The organism is Clostridium sp. CTA-5, assembly GCF_054768135.1.
Genome location: NZ_BAAAAT010000013.1, coordinates 57,388 through 76,346 on the forward strand (window position 1 = coordinate 57,388; position 18,959 = coordinate 76,346).

19 protein-coding genes are annotated in these 18,959 nt (G+C 27.4%); 6 read left to right on the forward strand and 13 right to left on the reverse strand.

The window, feature by feature from the left end; translation table 11 throughout:
- Window positions 1–152 precede the first annotated feature (152 nt).
- The 4 genes from ACYUET_RS17235 to ACYUET_RS17250 all read right to left on the reverse strand — a co-directional run bounded on the left by ACYUET_RS17235 (window position 153) and on the right by ACYUET_RS17250 (window position 5,146).
- Window positions 153–701 (reverse strand): phosphoglycerate mutase family protein, encoded by a 549-nt coding sequence (locus ACYUET_RS17235; RefSeq protein ID WP_460281681.1) that lies wholly within the window; start codon window positions 699–701, stop codon window positions 153–155.
- A gap of 340 nt (window positions 702–1,041) precedes the next feature.
- Window positions 1,042–2,745 carry a [FeFe] hydrogenase, group A gene (locus ACYUET_RS17240; RefSeq protein WP_460281683.1) on the reverse strand — a complete coding sequence of 568 codons (1,704 nt, stop codon included), beginning with the start codon at window positions 2,743–2,745 and terminating at the stop codon, window positions 1,042–1,044.
- 42 nt (window positions 2,746–2,787) lie between these two features.
- Window positions 2,788–4,668, reverse strand: a complete 1,881-nt coding sequence (locus ACYUET_RS17245) for an NADH-ubiquinone oxidoreductase-F iron-sulfur binding region domain-containing protein (RefSeq protein WP_460281685.1) — start codon at window positions 4,666–4,668, stop codon at window positions 2,788–2,790.
- Window positions 4,658–5,146, reverse strand: coding sequence for an NADH-quinone oxidoreductase subunit NuoE family protein (locus ACYUET_RS17250; protein ID WP_460281687.1), 489 nt, complete (start codon window positions 5,144–5,146; stop codon window positions 4,658–4,660). Before ACYUET_RS17250 ends, ACYUET_RS17245 begins: the two co-directional genes overlap by 11 nt.
- A gap of 328 nt (window positions 5,147–5,474) precedes the next feature.
- Between ACYUET_RS17250 and ACYUET_RS17255 the strand changes: the two genes are divergently transcribed.
- A complete protein-coding gene (locus tag ACYUET_RS17255; RefSeq protein WP_460281689.1) occupies window positions 5,475–6,659 on the forward strand; it encodes an AI-2E family transporter in 1,185 nt (394 codons plus the stop codon).
- Between the two features lie 202 nt (window positions 6,660–6,861).
- Here the strand turns inward: ACYUET_RS17255 and splB are convergent, their stop codons facing one another.
- The 9 genes from splB to sigI form a co-directional block, all read right to left on the reverse strand.
- The gene (gene splB, locus ACYUET_RS17260) at window positions 6,862–7,884 is read right to left on the reverse strand and encodes a spore photoproduct lyase (protein WP_460281691.1); all 1,023 of its coding nucleotides are present in this window, start codon (window positions 7,882–7,884) and stop codon (window positions 6,862–6,864) included.
- A 419-nt stretch (window positions 7,885–8,303) separates the two neighbouring features.
- Window positions 8,304–8,714, reverse strand: coding sequence for a phage tail protein (locus ACYUET_RS17265; RefSeq protein WP_460281693.1), 411 nt, complete (start codon window positions 8,712–8,714; stop codon window positions 8,304–8,306).
- Window positions 8,715–8,999: 285 nt separating this feature from the next.
- Entirely contained in the window at window positions 9,000–9,530 is a 531-nt protein-coding gene (locus ACYUET_RS17270; RefSeq protein ID WP_460281695.1) for a GNAT family N-acetyltransferase, read from the reverse strand.
- Window positions 9,531–9,846: 316 nt separating this feature from the next.
- Window positions 9,847–11,166, reverse strand: a complete 1,320-nt coding sequence (locus ACYUET_RS17275) for an APC family permease (protein WP_460281697.1) — start codon at window positions 11,164–11,166, stop codon at window positions 9,847–9,849.
- A 285-nt stretch (window positions 11,167–11,451) separates the two neighbouring features.
- A complete protein-coding gene (locus ACYUET_RS17280) occupies window positions 11,452–11,913 on the reverse strand; it encodes a DUF1097 domain-containing protein (RefSeq protein ID WP_460281699.1) in 462 nt (153 codons plus the stop codon).
- Window positions 11,914–12,166: 253 nt separating this feature from the next.
- Window positions 12,167–13,405 (reverse strand): NAD-dependent dihydropyrimidine dehydrogenase subunit PreA, encoded by a 1,239-nt coding sequence (gene preA / locus ACYUET_RS17285; RefSeq protein WP_460281701.1) that lies wholly within the window; start codon window positions 13,403–13,405, stop codon window positions 12,167–12,169.
- Window positions 13,405–14,679 (reverse strand): FAD-dependent oxidoreductase, encoded by a 1,275-nt coding sequence (locus tag ACYUET_RS17290; RefSeq protein WP_460281725.1) that lies wholly within the window; start codon window positions 14,677–14,679, stop codon window positions 13,405–13,407. The genes preA and ACYUET_RS17290 overlap by 1 nt, the downstream gene beginning before the upstream one ends.
- A gap of 455 nt (window positions 14,680–15,134) precedes the next feature.
- The gene (locus tag ACYUET_RS17295) at window positions 15,135–16,232 is read right to left on the reverse strand and encodes an anti-sigma-I factor RsgI family protein (RefSeq protein WP_460281703.1); all 1,098 of its coding nucleotides are present in this window, start codon (window positions 16,230–16,232) and stop codon (window positions 15,135–15,137) included.
- A gap of 9 nt (window positions 16,233–16,241) precedes the next feature.
- Complete coding sequence (gene sigI, locus ACYUET_RS17300; RefSeq protein ID WP_460281705.1) at window positions 16,242–16,904, reverse strand: RNA polymerase sigma factor SigI; 663 nt, start codon at window positions 16,902–16,904, stop codon at window positions 16,242–16,244.
- 299 nt (window positions 16,905–17,203) lie between these two features.
- Here sigI and ACYUET_RS17305 point away from each other — a divergent pair, with 299 nt between their 5' ends.
- The 5 genes from ACYUET_RS17305 to ACYUET_RS17325 all read left to right on the forward strand — a co-directional run bounded on the left by ACYUET_RS17305 (window position 17,204) and on the right by ACYUET_RS17325 (window position 18,866).
- Window positions 17,204–17,383, forward strand: a complete 180-nt coding sequence (locus tag ACYUET_RS17305; RefSeq protein WP_460281707.1) for a hypothetical protein — start codon at window positions 17,204–17,206, stop codon at window positions 17,381–17,383.
- A gap of 52 nt (window positions 17,384–17,435) precedes the next feature.
- Entirely contained in the window at window positions 17,436–17,687 is a 252-nt protein-coding gene (locus ACYUET_RS17310) for a hypothetical protein (RefSeq protein ID WP_460281709.1), read from the forward strand.
- Window positions 17,688–17,704: 17 nt separating this feature from the next.
- A complete protein-coding gene (locus tag ACYUET_RS17315; RefSeq protein ID WP_460281711.1) occupies window positions 17,705–18,079 on the forward strand; it encodes a hypothetical protein in 375 nt (124 codons plus the stop codon).
- 108 nt (window positions 18,080–18,187) lie between these two features.
- Window positions 18,188–18,520: a hypothetical protein gene (locus ACYUET_RS17320; protein WP_460281713.1), complete on the forward strand. Its 333-nt coding sequence runs from the start codon at window positions 18,188–18,190 to the stop codon at window positions 18,518–18,520.
- On the forward strand, window positions 18,504–18,866 hold the full coding sequence (locus ACYUET_RS17325; protein WP_460281714.1) for a hypothetical protein: 363 nt from the start codon (window positions 18,504–18,506) through the stop codon (window positions 18,864–18,866). The genes ACYUET_RS17320 and ACYUET_RS17325 overlap by 17 nt, the downstream gene beginning before the upstream one ends.
- Window positions 18,867–18,959 lie beyond the last annotated feature (93 nt).

The window sequence follows — 18,959 nt, forward strand, 5'->3', positions numbered from 1 at the left end:
AACTACTATTTATTACTTGTAGAATCATATGTACTATTAATGCTAATTATTTAATAAATTCTAACAAAAAAACAAAACATGTAAACTTTAACAAAGTTTACATGTTTTATATTACATTGCTTATATATATTAATCAAGGAAAAACTTATGTATTAAAATTTCTTATATAAGTATAATATTCCGTTTTTAGGCATATAAACTGTTTTCCCTTTAAATCCTCTTTTTTTAAGTTCTTTTTGAAGAGTATACATGAAAAAGCCATGAGTAACTATTAAAATATTTTCTGACTTCTCTTTTTTAGCTTCATTTTCAAGAAAATCAATAAATTTTTTAGCTTTTGTCTCAGTAATTTTTCTTTTTTCTTCTTCTGGACCAAAGTTAAAATACCAAGCTAATCTAGAACTTATTGCCCAAAAACAATATGGAAGTTTTAAATTTGTCTTAAATAAGGGACTTATAGGAACTTCTCTAATAAAATCACTTTTAACTATTTTTCCTGAATAAACATCTTCTGCTGTTGTTATTGCCCTACTTAATGTACTTGAATAACATTTATCCCAATTTATATTATGTAATTTCACATCATTTCGAGTAACTTTACTATTATTATAAGATTCTTCCCAACCTTTAAATTCTTTCGATGTCATAAAAAGCTTCTTTTTATAATTAACCTTGAAATGTCTTATAATACCAATTCTCACAATATCCCCTCCTACACTTTTATACTTAACATAATTTACTTTGATTTTTACACTACATTTAAATAAATATTTATATTTAGTATAAACATATTTATAAAATATAGCTTAATTTTATTATAATTAAGTCGCATTAAAGTATTATCTATCAATATATACTTCTTTATTATTTTAGAATTTTATTAAATTACTATACCACTTATTTCTAATTTAATAAAGATTTTAATAAAAAATAGATATCTTAATTCAAACCTTTGATTTAAGATATCTATTTTTAGATAAAAATTTTATTCTATTAATATAGAAAACTTATTTTTCAATACAATATTTCCCAGAAAATACTTTAATGTTTCCTATTTTCATAATGAACATGAAGTAACTCTTTAGACTTATCCTTTAATATTTCATTATATAAAGATACCATCATAGGATTTTCTTCACTTCTTTTAATTTGAGCAACCTTGTCTGCTTTATATAATCCCTTTGCTCTTTCTTTTTTACCAGCTTTTAAACTAAAAGGTTGTCCTGCTCCACATATGCATCCTCCTGGACAAGCCATAACTTCTACAAAGTCAAAATGTTCTTCTCCAGACTCAATTTTTTGAATTAAAATTTCTGCATTACCCAGTCCACTAACTACCGCTATACGAAGGATATTATCTTCAATTGGAAGTTCACATACCTTTACCCCTTCCATACCTCTTACACCAATAAATTCTATATCTTTTAATGCTTTAGGAGTTTTATCTTGAGCTACTCCTCGAATAACTGCCTCTGTTACACCTCCGGTAACACCGAATATTACACCCGCGCCTGAATATAAAGCAAATGGCATATCAGGTGACTCTCCTTCTATCTCATTAAATCTTAATCCTGTTTCTTTAATCATTGAACTTAATTCTGTTGTAGTAATTACATAGTCAACTTCTTTAATGCCATCTCTTATAAACTCTTCTCTAGCAGCTTCTGCCTTTTTTGCTGTACATGGCATAACTGCTACAGATATTGTTTCTTTTTGCTCTGATGCATCCTTTTCTTTAAAATATTCTTTAATAACAGCGCCAAACATTTGCATTGGTGATTTACAAGTTGACACATACTTCATAATATCTGGATGTTTTGTTTCTACATATCTAACCCAAGCTGGGCAACATGAAGTAAATAGTGGAAACTTGTTATTTCCTGATTCTAATTTTTCTAAAAATTCTTTAGATTCTTCCATTATTGTAAGGTCAGCACTTAATGAAGTATCATAAATTTCATCAAAACCTATTCTTCTCATTGCTGCTGAAATTTTATCCATTACATTCTCACCAGGTTTTATCCCAAATTCTTCACCTAATGCTACACGTACTGCTGGTGCTACTTGTGCAACAACTCTCTTATTAGAATCATAAAGTGCTTTCCAAATTTCTTTAAAGTCATTCTTTACAACAATTGCACCTGTTGGACATACAGTAGCACATTGTCCACAATTTACGCACTCTGTTTCTGCTAAACATCTATCAAATGCAGTACTTACTACCATCTTAGATCCTCTATGTGCAAAATCTATTGCGCCTACATTTTGCACCTCATTACACATTCTAACGCAATCTCCACATAAAATACATTTACTTGGATCACGTATGATTGATTTAGAAGAAGTATCTAATTCCTGCTTAATATTATTATCTTTAAATCTTATATTCTTTAAACCAAAACGAAGTGCTAGTTCTTGAAGCTTACATTTTCCATTCTTTTCACATATAGTACAATCTCTACAGTGTGCTGCTAATAATAACTCTAAAATCATCTTACGATGTTTATATAATTTAGGGCTCTTAGTTTTAATTGACATTTTATCTTTTGGTGGTGTAGAACAGGAAGCTATAATCCCACCCCTCTCATCCTCAACCACACACATTCTACATGCTCCATAAATTGATAACTCTGAATAATAACAAAATGTAGGTAAATCAATCCCTGCTTTTCTAACCAAATCCAAAATATTTTTTTCTTTATCAAATTCTACCTTATTACCATCAATTATCATATATTTTGACATAGTTTTTTATCATCCTTTCCATATTTTATATCTCTTATTTTATTAAACCAGTTCAACTGCCTTGAAAGCACATCCTTCCATACAAGCACCACATTTAATACATTTTGATTTATCAATGGTATAAGGTTTCTTTAATTCTCCTGAAATAGCTTTAGCTGGACATAACCTAGCACATTTAGAACATCCTTTACATTTATCCTTATTTATTTCATAAGACATTAATGCTTTACATACTCCTGCCTCACACTTTTTATCTACAACATGAGCTACATATTCATCTCTAAAATATTTTAATGTACTTATAACTGGTAATGCTGCACTCTTTCCAAGTCCACAAAGTGCTGTTGATGAAATAGTTTCAGCTAATTCTTCAAGCATGTCTATATGCTCTAATGTACCTCTTCCTTCAACTATATCTGTAAGTATCTCTAGCATCCTCTTAGTACCTTCTCTGCAAGGTATACATTTACCACATGATTCATTTTGTGTGAAATTCATAAAGAAACGAGCCACTTCTACCATACAGCTCTTATCATTCATTACAACTAATCCGCCACTACCAATCATTGCTCCAACTTTCTTTAATGAATCAAAATCTAAATTTAAATCAAGATGATTAGCATGGAGACAAAGACATCCTCCTGATGGGCCTCCTATTTGAACTGCTTTTAATTCTCCATCTTTAACTCCTCCACCAATATCAAATACAACATCCTTTAATTTTATTCCCATAGGAACTTCTATCAAACCAGTGTTTTTTACATTACCTGTAAGTGCAAATGCTTTTGTTCCATGATTGCCATTAGGTCCCATAGTTTTATACCAACTTGAGCCTTTATTTATGATAGGTGGAACATTACAAAATGTTTCAACATTATTTAATACTGTTGGTTTGCCAAATAATCCTTGTTCAACTGTTCTTGGTGGTTTTACTCTTGGCATGCCACGATTACCTTCTATAGATGCTGTTAAAGCACTTCCTTCACCACATACAAAAGCTCCTGCGCCTTGACTAATATGTAGGTGAAAATCAAAACCTGAGTTTAAAATATTTTCGCCTAGAAGTCCTTTTTCCATGGCTTGTTCAATAGCAATTTGTAATCTCTTAACTGCAAGAGGATATTCTGCACGAACATATATATATCCATTATTAGCTTTTGTTGCAATACCAGCAACAATCATTCCTTCTATTACTCTATGAGGGTCCCCTTCCATCATACTTCTATCCATAAATGCACCTGGGTCACCTTCATCACCATTACATACAATAAACTTTTCTTTTTCGCTTTGATTTAGTACTTGAGACCACTTTCTTCCTGTTAGAAATCCTCCACCGCCTCTCCCACGAAGAGAAGATTCCAAAATTTCATTTACTATTTCTTCTGATGTCATATCAAAAAGAGCTTTCTCCATGGCAGTATATCCATCTGACGCTAAATATTCCTCAATAGATTCTGCATTAATATGACCACAATGTTCTAAAGCAACACGTGTTTGTTTTTTATAAAATGGAATTTCTTCTTGCTTACTATAACTTTGCTTGCCATCATTATAAATTAAACGTTCTACAACTTCATCTCCAATTATACTTTTTTCAATAATTTCTTCACAATCACTAACCTTTACTTTTATATATAACCAACCCATTGGTTCTATTCTTAATAAAGGACCCATTTCACAAAAGCCATGACATCCACTCTTTTTTAAACCTATACTATTATCATGTGGTTCTTCTTCCAGTTTAAGTTGAATACTAAGTCCTCTTTCTTCTATTAATTCTTGAAGTCTTTTATATATATTTAAGGATCCACCGGCTACACAACCAGTTCCTGCACAGATTAAAATTTGTTTATATTGGCTGGCTAAAGCAACTTTATATTTTTCTCTTATTGCATCTAATTCTTCTCTGTTGTTAATTTTCATTGGCTGTTCCCTCCTTTAGCTCCTCAATTAATTTTTTTGCTTTTTCCGGTGTCATGCTTGGATATACTACATCGTTTACAGTACATACAGGTGCTAGTCCACATGCACCTAAACATGATACTGTTTCTACAGTAAATATCATATCATCCGTACTACATTTTGTTTCTGAAAGACCCAATATATTCCTAAATTCTTCTAATATAGGAACAGACTTTCTCACATGACATGCTGTTCCATTACAAATTTTTATTACATATTTTCCTTTTGGTTGTAATGAAAAATTTTCATAAAATGTTGCCACACTATATATCTTTGCTTCACTAATTTTAAGTGCTTTTGCAATATAAATTAATGCATCTTGTGGTAAATATCGATATTGTTTTTGTACTTCTTGCATAATTGAAATAACCGATGCTTTGTTATAATTATGCTTAATCAAAATTTCATCTAATTTTTTCAATTCCTCTTCGTTTAACATAAATTTTTTCCTCCCCCAATAATACATGTAACGATAATTGTTTAATCTATATTTATACTATATAAGAATACAAAAAGTTTATCAACCAAATTTTATTTATTTTGTATAATTAAGTAAATTAAGTTCATTTATTGAAATTAATTTACTATTATCTAATACTTTTTAATATTTAAAATTTATATTTATACAACATAAATTACTATTTATAATTCTATGTCTTACTGTAACCTTAATTTTAAAAAATTTATTTATTTTTTATTTTTTTCCTAGAATTTTATGTTAAACTATATCTTATTATACTAAAAACTTAAGAAAGGGAATTAAAAACATGAAAATTGAATTAGATAAAAAATTAGTTAAATATGGTATATACTTAACTTTTACAGCAATTGCTATATATATAGCATTTTTGCTTCTTTTTAACATCGGTACACTTATAGGAACCATATTTAATATTATAGACAAATCATTAAGTTTGATTAAACCATTGCTTATTGCAATTGTAATTACATATTTATTATTTCCACTTACTAAATTTATTGAAAATTTTTTAGGTAATAATAAACTATATAAAATTAAAAAGCCATCAAATAGACGTATTTTAAGTATTGTTTTTTCCTATCTTTTAATAATAGGAATTATTTTATCATTACTTTGTGGAATATATTTTATGATTGGTGGACAGTTATCAAAAAATACTAGCATTACTAATATAGTAGAATATATTTCTATCTACATAACTACTCATTCATTTTCAGTAGATTCAATTAATTCTACTTTACAAAACTTAAATATACCCTTTATAGATACATTAAAACCCCATATAGTAGACGTAGTTACTTATACTCAAAATTATATAGCAAATAATATTGGAAATATGGCAGTCTTTATAATGTCTATTGGAAGTAGCCTTGCCACTTTTTTCATTGCATTAATTATAAGTATATATCTATTGAAAGACTATGAGTATTTTATGAGTTTATGGCATAAAGTTTATTATCTTATCTTTAGGAAAAGCAAATTAGGAAATAAACTTAATTATGTATTTATAACTATACATGAAGTATTTGGAAAATTTCTTCGTGGACAATTATTAGAAGCTTTTTTTGTTGGAATACTTTCAGCGATTGCACTTTCAATCGTTGGTATAGATTATGCATTTGTAATTGGTATCATTGCGGGGATCTGTAATATGATTCCTTATGTTGGACCAATAGTTGGTACAATTCTTGCTGCTATAATGGGACTACTTAGTGGTATACCTATAAAAATAATTTATGCTATAGTTTCTATGCTTGTTGTTCAACAAATTGATAACAATTTATTGGCACCTAAAATTGTTGGGGATAGTGTTGGTTTACATCCAGTTTTTATAATGCTTGCTATTTTAATAGGTGGTAATGTAGGCGGATTACTTGGAATGTTACTTGCTGTACCACTTACTGCTGCATTAAAAGTATTATTTAATAATTGGTATTCAGATTATATAAAGAAAATAGAAAATAGAGATTAATATATTTTTAAAATATATACTAAAATTCGCTTAAATAAAAGGTTATATTTTATAAAATAAACAAATAAAAAGAAGATATCTAAAATTTTAAATACAGGTATCTTCTTTTTTTATATAGTTTTTTATTTCATTGCGTTTTAATTCAATATTAATATTGTAATATAGAACTCTCAGAAATTAACCTTTGTTTTATAACATAAACTTATATAATATATTTTATTTCTCCATCAGGAAATACCTCTTTTATTTCCTGATGAAAAAACTCTTTCATTTCTACTAATTGTTCTTTTGTATAAACGTATTTTCCATATCCGAATTGACCATACTTAAATTTTCTTTCTTCATCTTTCATTGGAAGTGCATTATCAGGAAACACCTCCATTATTATATTTTTGGCTCTTGATGTGTATCTATGTGAAATGACTTCAAACGTAAGAGGGTATTTTAAATTTTTTGGTAACTTTTTTCTTAATTTACAAAGTAAATCTCTATAATCCTCTTTCCATCCTTCATATAAGAATACAGGCGCTATTATAAATCCTAATGGATATTCAGCTTTTGCAACCTTTTCACAACTTTCTAATCTCATATCAAATGAGCTCGTTCTATTCTCATAATTATTTATTACTTTTGAAGTGTTTAATGTAAATCTTATTTCTGTATGACCATTATGTTTAATATTAAGCAAATTATCAACATCATTAAACTTCGTAACAAACCTAAATCTACCATTTTTATTATTAGCAAAAAATTCTATAGTTCTTTTTAAACAATTAGTATATGGTTCTATAGGAATGGGATCTGATGTAGCAGCTCCCTCGAATATAGTAATCTCAGGTAAACGTTCATCTATATACTTCTGTGCTTGATTAAGTATATCCTCTATATTTACATTAACCTTTATATAAGGTTTATCACCTAAATTAGTATTTAAGTAACAATATTGACAATGTCCAATACATCCAGATATTAAAGGTAATTGATAATGTGCTGATGGTTTACAAGACTGAAATTTAACGCCCTTTTTAACACCAACAACTAACGTATTCTTCCCTTCTCTATAAAAATCATATAACTTTACTCCTGGAATATGCTGTTTCACTTTATTTGAACTTAAATTTACTATCTCAACATTTGAATTATCCTTAAACTTATTATAAATATTCTTTCCTATTTCATAATTTAAAGAATCTTTCTCAAACAAAATTCTTTTTGGAACAAACATAGTTTTCCCCTTCCTTAATCGTGCTATTTAAAAAGACAATTAATAAATAAAATGTTATATTAAATACATAAAAATATTTCTTAACACATCTTGACTATGTCCTTTTATATAAATATTTTTAGTATTATTTTTCAATATTATTCAAGAATGTAAAAAAATCGTCAATGCGACTGTGGAGCTGTCGATTTTTTTTAGCCATACACCCTTTCCAAACGTAGTGCAGGAATAATGGTGCGGCATATGATTATTTTTTATTCTTTAGGTTTTATTTCTTAATCTTTAAGCAAAAATATAATCTAAGTTATTCACCGATTTTAAAAAATATAATCTCCTAAAGAATAAAAAAGCCTATCTCAAAAACACATTTTGTTTATGTTTTAAGACAGGCCTCTATTTATTATGTTTTAAGTAAATTTTATTTATTTATTTTGGTTAGATTTATTTACATTTTCTGAATAAATATTTGTTGGAAAATTAAAATCATATATATTATCCTCTATCCTTACTTTATCAGTTACCATCTTACCATCTTTATCAAAATAGTACCAATATCCCCCATTTGACATCCAAGATCTATTAGCCATCATCCCATTTGACCAACAATAATACCAATTTCCATTATCCTTCATCCAACCAGTTTGCATAAAACCATTATTTCCAAAGTTATACCACTCACCATCTATTTTATGCCATCCTGTAACATTTACTGAATTTTCTTCCCAACTCTTTGTACCATTAGAGTTTACTTTCCATTTTGCTGATGCTGAAGTAGCAGTTACCCCTATAATTGATGTTGTAATTAATAAACTAATAATTAATTTTTTTATCATTTTATGTTCCCCCTTATATTATGACATGTTTAAAAACTAAAATTTCCTTTTAATAAGTATCTTTTAAATTTACCTTATTTTCCCTATATGTATAATATTACAATTTATTATGTTATTTTTCAATTTATTTTTATAATAGTGAATTATAATTTAATCTCTATCTATAAATAAATGAATAAAAAATAATTTAAAAGTCAATACTTTAAATATCCTAACAATCTTCTCAATATAAAAAAGCATATGCGATATTTCAGCATATGCTTTTTAACTTTATATAAAAATCAATTAAATTTTAGCTTTATACACATGCTTGTACACTTTTCTTTTATAATTTTCAAATTCATCTTTATTTACTTTTCTTGGATATGTCATTACCATCAAAGGAAGTGGTTTATGTTGCTTTTGCAATGGTAATTGTACATAATCATAATCATTTAAATAAAATCCTAATCTTTTATAAAAATTTATTCGTCTTCTAGCTATATCTGTCTTAGGAGGTTCAACTTCTAAAAATATAGTTTTTTTACATTCTTTCATATAATTATTTAACATTTTCGTTCCAAGACCATTTCCTCTAATATTAGGATTTACAGCAAAATGTTCAATAAAATTAAATTTATCAAAATTCCAACTCGCAATAAAAGCATTTATGTTTTTTTCTTGATCTTTATATGCATAAATCTTATACATCATTTCATCTAAAAGTTTTATTTGATCATTATAATTTCTTCTTTCCTCATCAGGAAATGAAGCATCTAATATCTTAAAAAAATCATCAAAATCGTTCTTTCCTATAATATCTAAATTACTATTCATTTCTAATACTCCTATTTATTCATGTTTTTATGATATATAAATGAAATATAAATTATATATCATAATGAATATTTCACAATCAATCTTATATCCATTATATACATATAACTAAATAAAATAAAATTACTAAACTTTAAGTATTTACTAATATACAAAAATAAAGGCATAAAGCAAAGTTTAACTCACTTTAATACGCCTTTATTTCTTAGCTTACATTTTTTAACTAATATGGTTGTTATAAATATTTTAATAAAACTTGTTCATCTATATAAATCTTTTATTAATTAAAATTTCATAATTAAATATTTATCTAAAACTAAACTTGTTTATTTTTATGGTAATTGTAAATATAAAAAGGTATTCCGATAAGCATTAATACAAATCCCCACATTACAGTTTCTGCTCCAGAACCATATATAGTCCATATAGAATATATAAATGCTAAAAGAGGAATTATTGATTTTTTTATAAACATTTTAAAACTAAAATCTGTTTTTCCCTTAAACATAAGCATCATTTCTGCTGATACAGTTAATAAATATACTGGTAAAAATGATAATGTAGCTAATATTGTTATAAATGTAAATGCAGATACCATACTTTTTTGATAATTCATTATAAGTAATATATTTACTAATACAGAACCTATTATTAATGAATTTACTGGTGTCCCATATTTAGGGTGTAATTTTCCAAAAAATTTAGGAAATACTCCATCTTCTCCTGCTGCATATGAAACTCTAGCTGTTGATAATAACCATCCAATTGTTGTTCCTAAAATACATACTACAACTGCAATTGTTAAAAATTTCCCAACTGAATTTCCCAATATATTTGTTAATATATCTGTAAGCGGTGCTGTACTTATGGCAAGTTCTGAATTTGACATAGCACCCATACATCCAATACTTATTAAAATATATATAACGGAAGCTATTATCATTCCATATATTGTGCTCTTTCTTACATTTTTTTCAGGATCTTTTATCTCTCCTGCTGTTACTGTAGAACTCTCTAATCCTACAAATGCCCACAATGTTGATGTTGCAGCTAATGGAATTGTTCCTAGGCCTTTTCCTTCTGGTATAAGAGGCATTAAATTTATTTTATCAAAATTTAAAAATGCTGCTATTATAAATACACCAAAAAAAACTATTTTAAATATTGTTGCAAAAGTTTGAAACTTTCCAGCTTCTTTAACTCCAATTATATTTAATATGGTAAATATCCATAAAATTGCACTAGTATATATTATTGAAACTATTGGATTTTGAAGCTGTGGTATAAATGCTTTACTATAACTAGATAAAGCTACTATTATTGCCGCATTTCCAATCCATGATCCATTCCAATATAACCAAGCACTTAGAAAACCTGTAAACTCTCCAAAAGCCTCTTTGGTATATTGATATGCCCCTCCTGTAGATGGGTACTTTGATCCTAAATTTGCAAAAGATATTGCTATTAATATTGAACCTATTGTTGTTATAACCCAAGCTATTATTGTTGCTAATGGACCTGAAACTTGGGCAAGTGTGGCCGGCAACATAAATACCCCAGAACCAATCATATTTCCACATACAAGCATAGTGGCCATAAATAGACTGATTTCTTTCTTCATATTGTTATTTTCCATTTTTTCCTCCTAATGTCTGGAATAAAATTGTAATTTTAAAAATTATATTTAACATTGTAATTTTATCAACTTCTCATGATTTGTCAATCTTATTATTTAATCTTTACATAAATACTTTATACTATATGTATCTTAATTCAAACTTTTAATATAAATTATAATCAATGCTATTTACATATAATTTAATCAACAATTTTCTGTTTTATACACCAAAGACAAAAAGCTATACCTGTAATAATAGATATAGCTTTATTATTAATAAACAATATGTATAAACGTATTTAATTAAACTTCCTCTTTTTTACCTGCCTTTTCATATAACCATATTCCAGTCCACTCACATAAAAAGCCTAATACTGCTCCTAATAACAATGATGGAAGTAATCTTGTCCAATCACCATTAGCTGCAAATGTTGAAAAAGATCCTACAAACGCGCCAGGTATAAATGCTAGTAATTTAATCTTAGATTGTATGCATAAGAAAAATGTTATCACAACTGTCATCAGTGCCCCTGATAATGGAAAGCCTAATAAAGCTGATATCTTTATGCTTAACATTGCCCAAAATACGCCACTCATATTTGTAAATATGGCACTCTTAAAACCATCCTTTTTCCCTCCTGCTGCAAAAAAAGTGGTACATCCTGCAAATCCTGCCCAACCTATTAAACCAGTAAGATCACATCCTATTATCCATCCTCCACAAAGTATTGCAGTAGTTAAGGATAATGCAAATAAATAGCTCATTCCTGTTCCCTCCATTTAATTTAATTATAAAATTATTTTCATTTAAGGCACATGAAGTAAATACCAATTCCAAAGTTGCAATGAATATTTTCATCAGATAAAGGTACTTATTGTTTCCTTAATTATGTCTAATGTATATTTCTTTAACATTTTCAACATATTATTAATATGATAATATTTACCACAAAAATAGCTGTGTTTAATAATTTTATTGTCAAACACAGCTATTATTATAAATGAATAATAGAAAAATTTATAGAATTATTTTTCTTTCTTTTGAATTATTTTTTAATTTTATTTCTCCTTTACCTATAGCTGTAACTGGACATACATGTGCACATAAATGACATCCAACACATCTTTCTTTATTTATCTCAGGTTTTCTCTCTTTATCATTCCAAGTTATGGCTTGATGTGCACCATCATAACATGAAATATAACATCTTCCACATCCTAAACATTTATCTTTATCAACATCAGGATACACTATATAGTCCCTATCTAAATCTTCAGCTGGAATAATATTATCTATAGCTATCCCAACCATATCCTCTAATTTTTCAAAGCCTTTTTCTTCCATGAAATGAGATAATCCACTTATCATATCTTCTACTATTCTATATCCATATTGCATTACTGATGTAGTTACTTGAAGATTACTTGATCCTAAAAGAATAAATTCTAATGCATCTTCCCAAGTTTCAATTCCTCCTATTCCACTTATTGGAACACCTTTTAATTTTTCATTCTTAACAAGTTCATAAATAAATCTTAATGCTATTGGTTTTACTGCTTTTCCTGAATATCCTGAAACAGATGATTTAGCATTAACTACTGGCTTAGCAGTCATTGAATTTATATCAATACCAGTTATACTCTTTATAGTATTAATAGTTGCGAGTCCTGTTGCTCCACCTTCAATAGAAGAAATAGCTGGTATTGTCATATCTCCTATATTAGGAGTCATTTTTGCTAATATAGGAAGATGTGTGCCCCTTCTTGTTGCTTCACAATACTTTTTAACAAGTTCTGGACTTTGTCCTACATCTGATCCCATATCATGACTTGTCATCTGAGGACATGAAAAATTACATTCAATCATATCTGCCCCTGCTTCAGTTACAAGTTTTGCAAGGTCTTCCCATTCTTTTTCATTTTGACCCATTATTGAAGCTACCACTACTTTAGTAGGATAGTTTTCTTTTAATCTTCTTAAATCATCTAAATTTTGTTCTAATGGGTGATCTGATATTTGCTCCATATTTTTAAAACCGATAAATGAAGTTGCTTCCTTTTTTAAATTATCAAAACGTGGAGAAACTTCATTTGGTACAAAGAATCCTATTGTTTTAAACATTACACCTGCCCAACCTACTTCAAAAGCTTTTGCACACATTTCATAACAATTTCCTACTGGTGATGATGATAGGAAAAATGGATTTTCACATTTTACTCCACAAAATTCTATTGATAAATCCTTAATAACGCTCATTATCTAGCACCTTCCTTCCAGTTTAAATACTCATCAATTTTTTCTGCTGCTTCTTTTCCTAATTTAAGTGCATAAACAACTGTTTTGTCCCCTTCAACTATATCTCCACAAGCAAATACATTTTCAATATTAGTTTTATAATTATCTGTTAGAAGTATCCCCTTATCGTTAACTTCTACATCAGCTATAGAAATTATGTCATCTTGTTCTTGTCCAATTGCAAAGATAACGTTTACTGTACCCATATCTAAAGTTGAATCATCAAACATACCAATACCTTTGAATCTTGATACTTTATTATTTTCTCCAATGATTTCTTCTGGTTTAATACCTGTAAAAATTGGAATATTTAAATCTATGACTTCTTGAATGCTCTTTCTTTCTGCTGGCATTTTATCTATAGTTCTTCTATAAACTATTTTAACATCTGCAGCTCCAAGATTTTTAGCAGTCATTGCACAATCTATTGCAACATCTCCACCACCAATAACTACAACCTTATCTCCTAATTTATAATTTCCATTTGATTTTACCTCTGCTAAAAAGTCTGTACCACCTATAACCCCTTCTAATTCATTTCCCTTTATATTTACATCTTTACTCTTTTGCATTCCACATGCAATTAAGAAAGCTTTATATCCTTCTTTACTTAATGAATCTATTGTAATGTCATTGCCTATATTAACGTTTGTTTTAAATTCTACACCTAATTTTTTTATATATCCAATTTCATTATCTACAACAGCTTGTGGTAATCTTTGTTCAGGTATTCCATATGTTAACCATCCACCTAATTTTTCTCTCTTTTCAAATACTGTAACTTTGTAACCTAATTGTACTAATTTAGTTGCAGCAGCTAATCCACTTGGGCCTGAACCAATTATAGCTACTTTTTCTTTTTTAAGTTCTACAGGTTTTAATATTTCTAAGCCTAATACGTTTTCATAATCAGTTAAATATCTTTGAAGTTTTCCAATTTCTATTGGTTTATCTATACCACTTCTACTACAAGCACCTTCACAATATTTTTTAGTTGGGCATACTCTTGCACAAATTCCTCCAAGTATGTTGTTCTCTCTTATTGTTTCTACTGCTCCCTTTAGATTTCTAAAACGAAGTGAGCGAATAAATTTGGCTGGATTTGTACCGACTGGACATGCTTGTGAACATGGTGCATCATGGCACAACAAACATCTTGAAGACTCTTCTATAGCAAAAACTGGACTTATTTGTTCTTCACTATTATTTTTCATATTATTGTTTTTATTCAAAATAATCCCCCCTAAGTTGTATCTTAATAATATATTATTAAATATATTATTTAAATAGTTTGTTAATTCGCATTTTCATTATAACATATATAAAATTACTATTTTTCTACATTTTTTCTCTTTATGTTAATGTTTACATTGCTTATTTAATAAACCAATTATTTTAAAAATTAATATTTTAAATAATTTCTTTTTTAACCATTATATTTATATATTTCATATTTTTTAATTTAATAATTTAGTTATATTTTAAAATAATATCGACATTAACTTAAACATAATATAAAGTACTAATTAAAAACCCCTATGTCTGTTCTTTCCCAATAAACAAACATAGGGGTTTTTAATGTATTTGAGTTATTTTATTCTTTTTATTAAATTCTTTCCAAGTATAAAATCTATTTACTTATTATATAGTACAAATCTAAATTATTTTTTAGGTACTTTTTTAATAAAAATTACTTTTTATTAATTGTATCATTTATTTTAGAATTATCTTCATTTGAAATATCCTTATTATCTTGATTGTTTAAATTAGAATTTTTATTATCTTCTTCTGGTTTAGGTATTTCTATAGAAGGTATTTCTACTTCTGGTTTTGTTTCTGGAACTATTCCTGGTTCCTGTTTAATTTCAATACTTTCATCAGTACTATTTGGCTTTTCTACTGGTGGCGCAATTTCCTTTATAGGCTGATTATTTTTATCTTTATTAGATGTTACATCATCATTTAGTTTATCTATAGGTTTATCTATAGCCTTATCTATATCTTCTATTTTAGGCATATTCTCTTCTATTTTAGGTATTTCAATTACGTCATCAGCTTCCCAATGAATATAATTCCCCTTATCTTTTATTAAAGAAGTTATTTCTTTAACAGGTATATCTTCTATGTCTGATTTAACATCTTCATTTAATGAACGAGTGGCTTCATATCTGCCTAAACTAATACCTTTTGTTTTAGCTTCTTCTACAGCATCTTTATTTGCCTTAACATATGTTACATTCTCACTCTTAAAGGTAGTTTGAATAACATCTTTAATCGTATTTTCATATGTTTCATCCTCTTTGCCATCTAATAATGCAAATCCAACTAAAACTTCACCGTCTTTATTTAAATAATTTTTTTCTACTAAAATAGATTTTATATTTTCAATTCCATCATTTATATCAAGACCATTAACGCTTGAAAGATCAATATTCTTTCCATCTGCATTAATACCTTCAACTTTTACTATCTTTTTCTTATTATTTACTTCTATTTGAATACTTGGATTAATATCTAAACTAACTACAGCATACGCTTTTTGATAAGCGAACGGTTGAAAAAAAGTAAATATAAGTAAAAATAGTGCTGCAAATGTACCGAATGTCTTAAATAAACTTAATTTATTTATACTTTTATTTGCATTAAGATTAACAATATCTTCTTGAAAATAAAATATTTTTTGTCCTATTATCATTCCATCTTTAAGTTTTATGCTATCCATAAGACCTAATTCATTCATTACTATTGCATAATCTTTTTTAATTTCCATTAAAATTCCTTTATTCACTATACTCACCTACTTTCTAATCCAACTTTTTAAAGTTCTAAGATTTTTATTAAGTATTATTACTACTGATATAATAAACTTTTTACTTCTTTTTATTACTTTTTCAGTAACCCTAAATCTTAATACAATTTTTTTAATTGGCAATCTCTTTTTTATCTCCATAAAAGCAGTAAATTCTTCTACTTCATTTATAGATTCTGCTAATTGAATTGCGTTTTCTCTTGTTGCTTTTTGCTTAGGAGCTTCATTTACTAAATCTTCTAAAGTAAATCCAAAAGAGTTTATTTCACTTTTTAATTTATTTATATCTTCAATTAAAAAAGTGTTATCCTCTTCTTCTATATATTCTTGTTCAATATTTATTCCCTTTTCTGCTAACTCATCAAGTGATGAACACGAGTGTTTATTTTCACTTTTTAAATAATTTTTAATTCTACTTGATATAACAAGCTTAGCAAAGGGTAAAAAGTATCCTTTATCTTTATCATATCTTTCAACTGCTTCACTAAATGCAAGTAATGCAACACTTAACTCTTCGTCATTTTCGCAGGATACATACCTTCCTGTAACATCTGATATGCTTTTAATTATAAAAGGCATATGTTGGTCTATAAGTTCATTAATATCTAAGTCTTGTCCAACATTTAAATCCTCTAAAACACATTCAAGCATATTTGCGCTCCCTTCTGACTCATCATTATTATATACAAAAAATAATAATAGTTTGGGTACTTTTTACTATAATATAACTAAAATTTTCTTGAAAATTTATAAATTAATTATAATTTTATTTTGTATACTTTTATATCTTACCATATTTCAGAGAATAAAGTAATAAATCCCGACATAATTGGCTAATCTTAATTAATTTAGAAAATAACACGTACTTATATTATTAATCTGTTTCATATATAGAAAATTTTATGAATATATTTAATTAGTATAACTATTTTAAGGTGGGCAATTTTAATATGATTAAAAATGTTAAAGATCTAATTAAAACTATTAATAATGAAAATGAAAGTGATCGATTTGCAATTTTATTATATCTACATAAAATAGCCCTAAATAAAGGAAAATATCATTTAGATTATGAAAATAAAACTAAAGTTTTAACTGACTATAGCAAAGAAGGAAAAATAATTCCATAAAAAGAAGCTACATTTATCACAAGTGTTTCATCATCACCTGCAATTCCTATAAATGCAGGTGCTCCTGTTAAAAATAAAAGTTACTATAACTTTTGATAAACCTGTTATGAAACCTCTAAATAGTTCTGTAGCTACTGCAAAGATATTATTTAAAAATGATAGAACTCCATTAACACTATCTAAAATAACAAGACCTTACAATGATTTTAAAACATTAATTTTTGAATTAGATTCTTCTAATCCTTTGCCAGCATCTCCTATCACCCTTGGAATCGGAGAAATTTCAGAAGGTGTTGCGATTTAACAGATGCCTGTTGTTACTTGCCTCCTAGAACAAATTTAAGTTTTACTGTTGGTAGTATTCCACCTGTATTACTAAGTTCAATACAAGATAAAGATATTATTTATACAAATAATACAGTAATAAATTTAACTTTTTCAAATTTAATGAATCCTTCTGCTACTGGTAACGGATCTTTGAATACTTTAGTTGATAATAACAGAAACTCTGAAGAAATTAAATCTGCAGAATTTGTTGGTACTGACAATAAAGTTGTAAAAACCGTTGCTAATCTTGTAACACCTCCAATAGATGGTCCTCTTCCTGATGCTACTACTCCAGATTTAAAAGATGATAAATTGATAATATTTGTATTGTTTACCAGTATGACAACTAATTATTCATTCTTAAAATAAAACAACTTTTAATGGAAATACCAATACTAATTATAGTATATATATTGGATACACTGAACTTGATGATATTAGAAATGTTCGTAATACTTGAGGAAATATCTATCCACTTTGCGATTTGAAAAAATAACTGCGACTGTTCCTTTAATAGATTTAAGACATGGTATCGTAGAAATAACTTCTGATAGTGAACTTAAATACACTTATACTGATAAAACTACAATTACAGGAAATGATTATCATAATGAGTTCTATACTTTATCTTCAATTCATTTTGTAATTAAAGTAAGTAATTTAATTATTACTGACCCTAGTACTCTTACACCTTTAAATATCAAATCATTTTCTTTGTCAGCTAATGCTACAAGAATTACGTTTAAATTCGCAAATGGAACTTTTGATTCTGCTCATAAATACGCTTATATTGATGGTAATTATAACTAATAATGCTACTACTACTAACTACACAACTGCTGCAGATACTTCAGTAACTACTGCTACAGCCGCTATTACTGCTAAATCTGATGCTGATAATACTAAACTTGCCGCAAATGCTGCAAATACTAATTCAAGTGATTCAAGTATTAACTTTAATATTAAGAAAAGAACTGACGACACATTATTATCTTTCACATCTAGTAAGATAAATCAAGCTGATAATTTGACTCTTAATAGTGATAATCTAGCTTATATTGAATATACTGGACAAGAATATGAATTTATGGATGATAAACAAGCACTTTATGTTAATACAAGCCTAGATTATAATGCAAATATAACTTTAAAATAATATAAATTTATTAAATCTTGTTTATAAACAAAAAAGATCTAAAGTAATTTGAATATTCTATTACTTTAGATCTTTTTATTAAGTATTATTTTA